This window comes from Amycolatopsis sp. NPDC051128 (assembly GCF_040682715.1).
Classification (GTDB): Bacteria; Actinomycetota; Actinomycetes; order Mycobacteriales; family Pseudonocardiaceae; genus Amycolatopsis.
In genome coordinates, this window is sequence record NZ_JBFBBN010000051.1 from 64,530 (window position 1) to 74,560 (window position 10,031).

At 72.2% G+C, this 10,031-nt stretch carries 11 protein-coding genes; 2 read left to right on the forward strand and 9 right to left on the reverse strand.

The annotated features are described in order from the left end of the window. The first annotated feature begins 61 nt into the window (after nucleotides 1–61). Entirely contained in the window at nucleotides 62–1,507 is a 1,446-nt protein-coding gene (locus tag AB0M82_RS36620) for a phenylacetate--CoA ligase family protein (RefSeq protein ID WP_364732130.1), read from the forward strand. Here the strand turns inward: AB0M82_RS36620 and AB0M82_RS36625 are convergent. The 3 genes from AB0M82_RS36625 to AB0M82_RS36635 form a co-directional block, all read right to left on the reverse strand. Beyond that, the gene (locus AB0M82_RS36625; protein WP_364732133.1) at nucleotides 1,504–4,074 is read right to left on the reverse strand and encodes a hypothetical protein; all 2,571 of its coding nucleotides are present in this window, start codon (nucleotides 4,072–4,074) and stop codon (nucleotides 1,504–1,506) included. The genes AB0M82_RS36620 and AB0M82_RS36625 overlap by 4 nt on opposite strands. A 151-nt stretch (nucleotides 4,075–4,225) precedes the next feature. Continuing rightward, entirely contained in the window at nucleotides 4,226–4,534 is a 309-nt protein-coding gene (locus AB0M82_RS36630; RefSeq protein ID WP_364732135.1) for a DUF4326 domain-containing protein, read from the reverse strand. 149 nt (nucleotides 4,535–4,683) lie between these two features. Continuing rightward, nucleotides 4,684–4,884 carry a hypothetical protein gene (locus AB0M82_RS36635; RefSeq protein WP_364732138.1) on the reverse strand — a complete coding sequence of 67 codons (201 nt, stop codon included), beginning with the start codon at nucleotides 4,882–4,884 and terminating at the stop codon, nucleotides 4,684–4,686. Between the two features lie 318 nt (nucleotides 4,885–5,202). Here AB0M82_RS36635 and AB0M82_RS36640 point away from each other — a divergent pair, with 318 nt between their 5' ends. Continuing rightward, nucleotides 5,203–5,598: an STAS domain-containing protein gene (locus AB0M82_RS36640; RefSeq protein ID WP_364732141.1), complete on the forward strand. Its 396-nt coding sequence runs from the start codon at nucleotides 5,203–5,205 to the stop codon at nucleotides 5,596–5,598. Between the two features lie 4 nt (nucleotides 5,599–5,602). Here AB0M82_RS36640 and AB0M82_RS36645 read toward each other — a convergent pair whose 3' ends face one another. The 6 genes from AB0M82_RS36645 to AB0M82_RS36670 form a co-directional block, all read right to left on the reverse strand. Continuing rightward, the gene (locus AB0M82_RS36645; RefSeq protein ID WP_364732143.1) at nucleotides 5,603–5,983 is read right to left on the reverse strand and encodes a response regulator transcription factor; all 381 of its coding nucleotides are present in this window, start codon (nucleotides 5,981–5,983) and stop codon (nucleotides 5,603–5,605) included. Further along, the gene (locus tag AB0M82_RS36650) at nucleotides 5,980–7,419 is read right to left on the reverse strand and encodes a PAS domain S-box protein (RefSeq protein WP_364732146.1); all 1,440 of its coding nucleotides are present in this window, start codon (nucleotides 7,417–7,419) and stop codon (nucleotides 5,980–5,982) included. The genes AB0M82_RS36645 and AB0M82_RS36650 overlap by 4 nt, the downstream gene beginning before the upstream one ends. A gap of 43 nt (nucleotides 7,420–7,462) precedes the next feature. Further along, complete coding sequence (locus AB0M82_RS36655) at nucleotides 7,463–7,861, reverse strand: ATP-binding protein (protein WP_364732149.1); 399 nt, start codon at nucleotides 7,859–7,861, stop codon at nucleotides 7,463–7,465. A 72-nt stretch (nucleotides 7,862–7,933) separates the two neighbouring features. Next, complete coding sequence (locus AB0M82_RS36660) at nucleotides 7,934–8,581, reverse strand: response regulator transcription factor (protein ID WP_364732152.1); 648 nt, start codon at nucleotides 8,579–8,581, stop codon at nucleotides 7,934–7,936. Nucleotides 8,582–8,660: 79 nt separating this feature from the next. Continuing rightward, nucleotides 8,661–9,140, reverse strand: a complete 480-nt coding sequence (locus AB0M82_RS36665) for a DUF6292 family protein (RefSeq protein WP_364732155.1) — start codon at nucleotides 9,138–9,140, stop codon at nucleotides 8,661–8,663. 65 nt (nucleotides 9,141–9,205) lie between these two features. Further along, nucleotides 9,206–9,913: an RraA family protein gene (locus AB0M82_RS36670; protein WP_364732158.1), complete on the reverse strand. Its 708-nt coding sequence runs from the start codon at nucleotides 9,911–9,913 to the stop codon at nucleotides 9,206–9,208. Between the last annotated feature and the right edge of the window lie 118 nt (nucleotides 9,914–10,031).

Genomic DNA, 10,031 nt, shown 5'->3' on the forward strand with positions numbered 1-10,031 from the left:
GCGCCCATCATGGCACCTCCGGCGCGCCGGAGCAGGGCTGCCCGGCGGCTATGCTGCGATCATGGACCACGGTCGGCAGACCCGCGTGCGGCAGGCGTTCGACACCTTCTTCGCAGCCCCGGAACCGCCGTCCGAAGATCACGTCCTCGACCTCTTCCACCGCACCGCGGAAACCGTGCCCGCGTACCGGAAGTTCCTGCGGGAGCACGGAATCACGCCGGAAGCCGTCACGACGATGGCGAGCTTCCGGGAACTGCCGCTCGTCGGCAAGGCCGGCTACCACCGGAAGTACCCGTTGCCGGAGCTGTGCCGCGGCGGCACGTTCGCCGGCTGCGACATGATCGCGGTCTCGTCCGGTTCGAGCGGCCGCCCGGCCATCTGGCCGCGCGCGCTCGAGGACGAGCTGCACGTCGCGCGGCGGTTCGAACAGGTGCTGGTCGACGCCTTTCACGCCGACCGGCGCAGCACCCTCGCCGTGGTCTGCTTCCCGCTCGGCACCTGGGTGGGCGGCCTGTTCACGACGGCGTGCGTGCGCCACCTGGCGGCCAAGGGCTGCCCGATCACCGTGGTGGCGCCGGGCAACAACAAGGCGGAGATCCTGCGCGTGCTGCCGGAACTCGCGCCGCACTTCGAGCAGGTGGTGCTGCTGGGCTACCCGCCGTTCGTCAAGGACGTCGTCGACACCGGCCTGGCCGAGGGCGTCGACTGGCCCGCGTACGCGATCAAGCTGGTGCTGGCGGGCGAGGTGTTCAGCGAGCAGTGGCGGGACCTGGTCGCGCGGCGGGCCGGGGTGGCCGACCCGGTCCGCGACATCGCGTCGCTGTACGGCACGGCGGACGCGGGTGTGCTCGGCACCGAAACCCCGGTGTCGGTGGGCATCCGCCGGTTCTTCGCCGACCGCCCGGAACTGGCGCGGGAGGTCTTCGGCGACGCGCGGCTCCCGACGCTGGTGCAGTACGACCCGGCGAGCCGCTTCTTCGAGGAGCACGAGGGCACCCTCGTCTTCACCGCGGACGGCGGCATCCCGCTGGTCCGCTACCACATCGCCGACGACGGCGGGATCCTGCCGCACGCCGAGCTGCTCGCCTTCTGCGCCCGGCACGGCTTCACGCCGCCACCCGGCCCGGAGCTGCCGTTCGTGTACGTGTTCGGCCGTTCGCTGTTCACCGTGTCGTTCTTCGGTGCCAACGTCTACCCGGAGAACGTGACCGTCGGCCTGGAACAGCCCGGCATCAGCGACACCGTGACCGGCAAGTTCGTCATCGAGGCGAAGGAGGACGCCGACCGGGACCGGCGGCTGCGGATCACCGTCGAAACGGCGCCGGGCGCGACCGCCGACGCCGGGCGGATCGCGGCCGCCGTGCGTGACCAGCTGCTGCGGCTCAACAGCGAGTTCGCGCACTACGTCCCGGCGGAGCGGCAGCTGCCCGACGTCGTCCTGCGCCCGGCGGGCGATCCGGAGTACTTCCCCGCCGGGGTGAAGCACCGCTACACGCGGCGGTCCTAGGGCCGGGCGAGCTTGCGGAACCGTTCGCGCCGCTCGCCGGCGGAGGAGCCGTCGGCGATGTCGTCGTCGAACCACGAGCAGAGCGCGGCCCACCGTTCGGCGCGCGCGGCGAAGTCGTCCTCCGCGACCAGGGTGTGCTCGTGCTCGGCGATGTCGGCGACCAGGTGGTCGAGCCGCTGGTCGCACAGCCGCACGTACTCGCGGACGACGATGTTCGCGTCGAGGCCGGTCTTCACGCGGGGGCCGGCCGCGCCGCGCAGCTGGGCGTGCAGCCGGTCCTCGCAGTAGAGCGGGAACCCGGCGATGGCGCCCGGGTAGCCCGAGTCGGCCGCCCACTCGCGGAACGCGCAGATCGCCTGGTAGCGGGTGTACCAGTCCTGTTTCCCGGTGGCCAGCGAGGTCAGTTTCCGCCAGGCGTCGCGGTCGCCCGCGCGCCAGCGGTCGAGCGTCCGGCCGTCCGGGGCCGGTCCGGGATCCAGGGCCCGGACCCGCCAGAAGTGCGCGCGGCAGCCGGCGATCTCGCCGACGAGCCGCCGGACGTAGCTGACCTGTTCCCAGACCTGGGCGCGTTGCGGCCGCAGCGGCGCGGCGCGGTCCGGCGAGAAGGTGACCATCTCGAAGACCCGGAACAGCTCGTGGCCGCGCAGCGCGGCGAGGTCGGGGTCCTCCCCCATCACCCACGAGCGGCGCTCCGGCAGCCGCCCGCTGTGGCTGATCGTCGCGGCTTGGTAGAGCTCGCGGACCGCGCGGCGGGCCACTTCGTCACGCGCTTCGCCGTCGAGGCGGGGGTTGCGGGCGTGGTCGCGCAGGTCGCGTTCACCGCGCGGGCCGACTTCGAGCATCGCGACGGCGTAGACGCTCGCCGCGTTGTAGCACTCCTCCCAGGACTTGCGGGGTCCGGCGGCTTCGACGGTGTCGTCGAGCGCCCGCGGGTCCGGCGGCCAGTGCCGGTCCGGGCAGACGTCGGCGAGCCGCACGCGGCTGGCGGGATAGGCGGGCCGGGGCACGGGGACCGCGCCGGTGCCCGGCTCGACGTCCGCCATCGCCCGCCGCAGCACCGCCCAGACCAGGGACAGGGCGAGCGCGCGATTCGTCAGCTGCTGCCAGCTGCGGCGCCAGCGCCTGCCGAACCGGGCGTAGTCCTCGATGAGCCGTTCGATCTCGTACTGGGACAGCGCGCAGAAGTACGACCGCATCTCGGCGGCGCGCTGGTGGTACTCGGCCAGCTGCGCCGGGGTCGCCCGGTGGACGACGAGTTCCTCGGCCGGCGCGCGCAGCACGCGCCGGTGCAGCTCGAGCCGTCGCTCCCGCGGGACCGGCTCCGGCCCCGTCCGGATGTCGAGGTCGACGTACCGGCGGAAGCGCAATTCCAGCGCGGCGCGCAGTTCCGCGCGGCGCAGCGCCCGCGCGTCGCCGGGCGCGCCCGCGGTGGTGCGCCGCACCCACCAGGAGCCGGCGATGGAGTCACCGTGGCCGAGGACGAGCGCGTGGCGGTAGCGGGCGATCAGCAGGGCGACGTCGCGGGCGCGGCCCGCGTCACGTGGCTGGCGCGCGAAGTCCGGGCCGATCCACCAGCGGGCGAGGGTGGGATGCCCCCTGCTGCAGACGGTGATCACGTCGTCGTAGGTGGCGAGCGCGTCGAGGTGCAGGTCGAGCTGTTCCTGCAGGGCGGCGATCTCGAGTCTGATGTAGACGTTCGAGGGATCGAGGCTGACCGCCCGGTAGTACTCGGCGAGGGCTTCGTCGTAGCGGCGGTAGGTGATGAAGTGGTTGGCGCGCTGGTAGGCGTCGAAGAGCTCGTACGGGATCTTCGCGTCACGCCAGGCGGCCCAGTGGATGTTGGTGCGGACGTAGGCGCTGCGCGGGATGACCAGCGCGGCAACGGCGTTGGCGGCGCGGTGCAGCACGCGCGGCCAGTTCTCGTCCTCGATCACGAGCGGGCTGGCGGCGAACCGCGGGACGCGGACGAGTTCCAGGATGAGCTGGTGGCGGCCGGGGGTGTTGCCGGGCCGGACGGTGCCGGTGACGGTGAACGCGGCGGGCGGCTGGGCGAGCCGGATCAGCTTGGTGGCGGCCTTCCACCAGCCGTCGGCGGAGTCGCCGGCGTGCTCGACGATCTGGATGAAGTCGTAGGAGCTGCCCGCGCCTGGCACCGGGGTGGGGGTGTAGAGGCGGGAGTCGTTGAGGAACCGCTTGAAGGTGGCGGTCAGCTCGACGGCGGAGTCGATCTCGCGGTCGTGGCTGCCTTCGGGCCGTTCGTCGACGAACAGCCGGATGTCGATCTGGTTGGCCCGGAAGGCGGCGGCTTCGAGGCGCGCCTTGCCGACGAAGTACAGCGTGAGGACGGCGGAGATGATCACGACGGAGGTCTGCAGGAAGGTCCAGGTGATGACGATGGCGACCTTCGGATCGCGGACGAAGGTCCAGTTCTGGAAGAACGGCAGGTAGGGCACGACGGCGAAGCCGGCCGTGACGAGCCCGGCCGTCACCGCGGCCAGCCACCACCTGATCCGGTGGACCTCCGGCAGCTCGGCCTGGTCGAAGCCGCCACGTCGACGCGCGGACACCGTCGATCACCCCCTCGTGTCGCCAGGTTACTAATCCGGCCAAAAGTAGGCCGGCCATCGAGCGGTACGTGCCATTGCCACGAAAGCCATCCGGCCGTGACTGTGGTCGGATTAGTAACGAACAGCACAGTATTCGGAGGGGTGTACGTCGTTACGGCCCGTGATCCGCGAGTTCGGCGATGACCTGGGCGTGGCACGGTTCGGGAACACACCAGCACCCGAGCCGGCGGCCACGAAGCCCGGGAAGGAGCGCGAGCAGGTCCGGCCGAGAGAGGAGGTGTTCGCGGTACTTGGCGACGACCTCTTCGCGGGTGCCGTCCGGCCCGGGCTTGAAGGGGCTGGCGAGCTCGGACCCTGCGAGGTGCCAGCCACCCCGGTGCATGGCCCGCCCGACGTAGACGACATCGGCGTAGTCCGGGTCGCCCCGGTGCCCTTTCAGGTTGACGACCGTCGTGGCCATGCGTCCTCCCCCGCTTCCTCCTTCGGCACTTCTTGTCGGCACCCCACGGTAGCGTGGAAATCGGGGGCTGCTCAGGCCCACTGAGCAGCTATTTCACTTGACGCGCAACGTAAATCACTCGCCGGACGGCCCGTCCCCGAACCCCCGGCTCACACAGCCGACAGCCGCAGATCCGCCACCAGGTCGTCGAGCCGCCGCCGCGCCCGCGCCACCCGGGCCGGGTCCGGATCGGTCAGCTCCGCCCGCGTGGGCAACACCGCCGTCAACCCCCAGCCGCGCCCTCGCGTCCACGTCGCGTCGTCGATCTCCAGTGCCTCGCGGAAAACCCGGCGGCCCTCCGCGGACAGCACCGACCACGCCGCGATCAGGTCGCACGCCGGGTCGCCGGCACCGTGATGGTCACTTCGTCGGAAGACAGATCACCCGCGGCCAAGACACCCTCCACGTCGGCTGTCCCCGATCACACCGGGCCACGGGCGGAACTGTCCACCGAATTACGCCACGGTGGTCCATCTAGTGCATATGCACTATGCTGGTGACTCACGGTTGAGCCGTCAGCCGCTGCCGGACGTTCCGCGCCCGGGCCGGCAGGCTGCCTTCACCGGCGCCCCGTCCCGCACGTCCGGTCCGCCCCACCCGACGAAGCCGTCTGACGAAAGGGTGCCGTGATGGTTCCTGAACCGCGCTCTGCCGAACATGAGTTCGCCACCACCACCGACTGGATGAACGCCGGCGGCCACATGTCGCTGCGTGTGCTCCGCCCCGGCCTGCACACCGTCGTCGTCGAGGCGACCGGCGAGGTCGACCTCGGCACCGCCCGCCGGCTGGACGAGGTCCTGCAGTCCCGCATCCGCAGCCAGGTCGACGAGGTCGTCATCGACCTCTCCGGGGTCACGTTCTTCTCCGTCGCCGGGCTGAACTCGCTGCTGCGGGCTCAGCTCCTCGCCGACGCCGCCGGGGCCCACCTCAGGGTGGACGCCGGGAAGTCGCGCGCGGTGCGGCGGCTCTTCGCGTTGCTGCCGATGGACTTCGACGGCGTCGCGAACGCCCGGCCGGTCCGGTGACCGCTCACGAAGGCGGCTGACGGCCCAGCCGCCGGACCGCCTCGACGATCGCCGTGTTCGGCGCGCCCTTCACCAGGTATTCGGTGACTCCGGCCGCGGCGAGCCCGGCGATCGAGGCGCGGTCGGCGTAGGCGGAGAAAGCCAGGATGGCGGTGCCCGGACTGCGCCGGGCGATTTCGCGCGCCGCACGGGCTCCGCCGCCGCCCGGCATCCGGACGTCGAGGACGGCGACCGTGGGCCGGTGGTGCTCGGCGAGCCGGATCGCCTCGTCGACGTCGGCGGCGACCGCGACCACGGCGATGTCGGACTCGGCGTCCAGGACATCCTTGAGGACGTCGCGGATCATCACGTCGTCGTCGGAGATCAGCACCCGCAGTTCGCTCATGGCTCGAATCCCGACACGTCGGGCAGGATGGGCAGCCAGAATTCGACGACCGTGCCCTCGCCGGGCGTGCTGGTCACCGAAAGCCAGCCGTGCGCCGCCTCGGCCCGCTCGTGCATCTCGATCAGCCCGAAGTGCCCGTTGCCGGCGTCGCCCCCGGCCGTGCCGACGCCGTCGTCGGTGATCCGCACGAGCGTTCCGTTGTCCACGGTCGCCAGCGTGAGGTCGACCCGGGTGGCCCGCGCGTGCCGGTGGACGTTGCTGAGCGCTTCCTGGCAGATCCGGTACACGGTGATCGCCGCTTCCGGTGACGGCTCGGCGGTGAGGTCGTCGCGCACCGAGTGCGCCAGCCCCCAGCGGCCGGCGACCTCGTCGACGTAGCCGGCCACCGCCTCGACCAGGCCGTGCCGGTCGAGCTCCGGCGGCCGCAGCCGGGACACCAGGCCCCGCAGCCGGGCGATGGCGGCCCGCACCGACTCGTCGAGCCCGCCGACGGCGCTCGCGTGCGGTTCCGGCAGGCGGGAGGCGAGCAGCTGCAGGCGCATGCCGACCGCCACCATGGACTGGATCGACTCGTCGTGGACGTCCCAGGCGATCCGCCGCCGTTCCACCTCCTGGGCGTCCACGAGATGACCGACCAGCCGCCGGCGTTCGCGCAGGGCCTGCTCGGCGTTGCGGCGCTCGGTCATGTCCCGGGTGACCTTCCCGAACCCCTGCAGCTTCCGCCGCTCGTCGAACAACGCCGTGATCACCACATTCGCCCAGAACCGGGTGCCGTCCTTGCGCACCCGCCACCCCTCGTCCTCCAACCGCCCCTGCTCGATCGCGACTTCCAGCTCCCGCGCAGGCTTCCCCGCCGCGACGTCCTCCGGCGGATAGAACACCGAGAAATGCTGCCCGATGATCTCCTCCGCCGAATACCCCTTGATCCGCTCCGCACCCGTGTTCCAGCTCGAAATGTGCCCACCCGGATCCAGCATGAAAATCCCGTAATCCTGCACGCTCTGCACCAGCAGGCGGAACCGCTCTTCACTCTCCCGCAGCGCCAGCTCGGCGTTGCGGCGCTCGGTCATGTCCCGGGTGACCTTCCCGAACCCCTGCAGCTTCCGCCGCTCGTCGAACAACGCCGTGATCACCACATTCGCCCAGAACCGGGTGCCGTCCTTGCGCACCCGCCACCCCTCGTCCTCCAACCGCCCCTGCTCGATCGCGACTTCCAGCTCCCGCGCAGGCTTCCCCGCCGCGACGTCCTCCGGCGGATAGAACACCGAGAAATGCTGCCCGACGATCTCCTCCGCCGAATACCCCTTGATCCGCTCCGCACCGGCGTTCCAGCTCAAAATGTGCCCACCCGGATCCAGCATGAAAATCCCGTAATCCTGCACGCTCTGCACCAGCAGGCGGTACCGGTCGTCGCCCAGCCGACGCGCATCGTCCATGCGGCAGACTCTGCCGGATGGACGCCCGCCAGGCACGCGGAGTTCAGCCGGCGAGTTCGGCGGCGCCGGCGGGCAGGGCGCACCAGACCACCTTTCCGCGGCCTTCGCGTCCGACCCCCCACGCCAACGACAGGCGCTCGACGAGGGCGAGGCCCCAGCCGCCGTCGGCGCCCACGGGCCGTCGCACGGGCGGAACCGGATCGTCGTCCAGCACCTCGATGCGGACGTGCGCGTTGCCCACGCTCAACCGCAGGACCGGGTGGCCGCCGCCGTGCCGCAGGGCGTTCGTCGCGAGCTCGGTGACGATGAGCAGCGCGTCCTCGACTTCGACGCCGCTGGCCCACGCCGTCAGGGTGAGCCGGGTGAACCGGCGCACGAGGGCGAGTCCGCCCGCCAGGTCGGTCAGGGCGCACTCCGCGCTGAGCGGGGCTGAGATCTCCACGACGTCAAGCGTGCTCGACGGCGCCCGGCGGCGCGAGATGCAAACCGCCACCACGCGGCTGATGCAGGTGCATCAGGCGATGAGGCCCTCCCGGCGGGCCACGGCGACGGCTTCAAGCTTCGACCGCGCCCCGAGCTTCTCGAGCACCCGTTGCACGTGGTTGCGCGTGGTGTTGCGGGAGACGCCCAGCCGCCGGCCGATCTCGTCGGTGGTGGCGCCCTCCGCGAGCAGATCGAGGGTTTCGCGCTCGCGCGCGGTCAGCGCCGCGCCGCCACCGGGCACCCGGCCGGTGAGCCGGTCGAAGACTCCGGGCAGCAGCTCCGCGTCGAAGACGACGGCGCCGGCGGCCACGTCCCGCACGGCGGTCTCCAGCACGCCGAGCTGCGACGACTTGAGCAGGAGCCCCGCCCCGCCCGCCTTGGCGACCTGCGCGGCGACCGACGGTGTCGCGTCGCCGGTCAGCACCAGCACCCGCGCGCCCTCCGCGCCGAGCTCCGGGATGACGGTGAGCGCGTCGCCGTCGGCGAGGCGCCGGTCCAGCACGACGACGTCGGGGGCGTGCTCGCGCGCGTCGGCGACGGCCTCCGCCCGCGACCGGGCGCGGCCGACCACGGTGATCCCGTCGGCGCGGTCGAGGGCCTGCTGCAGCGCCTCGGCGACCATGTCGTGGTCCTCGACGAGGAGGACGCGGACAGGACTGGGTGCATCGGCGCTGCTCACGGTGTTCCCTCGCTGGACGGATCGCTGACCGCCCATCTTAGATGTCCGGCACGCTTCGTTCCTTCGGTGCCATCTCCGGTCACCAGGCCGCGGAACTCGGCCGCAGCAGGCCTTCGCGCCCGGTGACCGGCAGCCGGTCGACGAGGTCCTCGTGGTGGCCCGCCGTCCGGAAGACCGGCGGCCGGAAGACCGGCGGCCGGAACGAGCCCGCCGGTGGCCCGGCGACCCGCAGCACCTCGAGGAACCGCGCCACCGCGCGCGGCACCGGCAGGATTTCGGTGCCGCCGAGGTAGGCGAGCACCTTCGCCGCGCCACCGACCGCCGGCTCGACGACCGCCGACCAGCCGTGCACCTCGTCCCAGATGAGGGCCAGGTCGTGGCCCGGCAGGCCGGGCAGCGTCCGGTCGAGGGCGACGTACCCGGAGCTGGGCACCTCGAGGTCGAGCGAACACGACTCGAACCCGACACCGACGGCGCGGGCGACCCGGGCGAGGTAGGCACGCAACCCCCGGGCGAAGTGGTACTCGGTGTCCTTGCCGAAGTCGATGAGGGTGTTCATTGCCCGCCTCCCGCGCCGCCCCAGCGACGGGATACCCGTTTCCGGCGCGGCTCACACGCGGCCGGTCACTCCTCGACCGCGCCGCCGACGGCGCGCAGGTGCGCGCGGAAGGTCAGGCCGGGGTCCGCTTCGCGAGCGGCGAGGAAGTCGCCGAAGCGGACCTGCTCGCGCAGCGGCTCGCCGGCCCGGATCCGGTCGGCCTGGCGGCGTTCGGTGTCGCGGATCGACTCGGCGAGCGCGAACAGCTCGCCGGCGCGGGCCAGCGGGACGAAGAGGACGCCGTCGTCGTCGCCCAGCACCAGGTCCGACGGCCCGATCCGCCAGGTGCCGACGACCGCTTCGGCCAGGCCGCCGTCGACCCGCGGCCCCAGGCTGAGCGGGCCGGTCGGGAGGGAGCCGAGACTGAACACCGGCAGGCCGATGGCCCGGACGTCGGCGGTGTCGCGGTGCAGGCCCCAGATCACCACCCCGGACAGCCCGGCGGCGCGCGCCTCGAGCACCATCAGGTCCCCGACGCAGCTTTCGTCGTGGCGGCCGCCGTTGTCGACCACCAGCACCCCGCCGGGGGTGGCGTCCTCGAACGCCTCCAGGAAGACGTCGACGCTGCCGACGTGCCGGGCCGGGACGGCCGGTCCGAGCAGGCGGCTGCCCGGCACCACGGCGCGTGTTCCCGCCGGCGCGCAGCGCACCGCGAGCCCGGCGCGGACGCACGCGTCCGCGAGGTGGGCGGTGGTCAGCGTCGCGAAGCGCTGCCTGAGTTCTTCGTGCTCCATTCCCCGACCTTAGTGCGCCCCAATGGGGATTTTTCATCCTGTTGGTGCTGGTCAGTGGGGTTGACAGCGCTGGTTGTGGTTGTGGGGTAACGGGGTTTGGTGGTTGCCGGCTTCTGGT

Excerpts from the sequence above, each read along its gene's own strand:
- AB0M82_RS36620 (WP_364732130.1), top strand. The coding sequence starts at position 62 with ATGGACCACGGTCGGCAGACCCGCGTGCGGCAGGCGTTCGACACCTTC.
- AB0M82_RS36630 (WP_364732135.1), bottom strand. The coding sequence starts at position 4,534 with ATGGCCACGACGGTCGTCAACCTGAAAGGGCACCGGGGCGACCCGGAC.
- AB0M82_RS36640 (WP_364732141.1), top strand. The coding sequence starts at position 5,203 with ATGGTTCCTGAACCGCGCTCTGCCGAACATGAGTTCGCCACCACCACC.
- AB0M82_RS36645 (WP_364732143.1), bottom strand. The coding sequence starts at position 5,983 with ATGAGCGAACTGCGGGTGCTGATCTCCGACGACGACGTGATGATCCGC.
- AB0M82_RS36650 (WP_364732146.1), bottom strand. The coding sequence starts at position 7,419 with ATGGACGATGCGCGTCGGCTGGGCGACGACCGGTACCGCCTGCTGGTG.
- AB0M82_RS36665 (WP_364732155.1), bottom strand. The coding sequence starts at position 9,140 with ATGAACACCCTCATCGACTTCGGCAAGGACACCGAGTACCACTTCGCC.
- AB0M82_RS36670 (WP_364732158.1), bottom strand. The coding sequence starts at position 9,913 with ATGGAGCACGAAGAACTCAGGCAGCGCTTCGCGACGCTGACCACCGCC.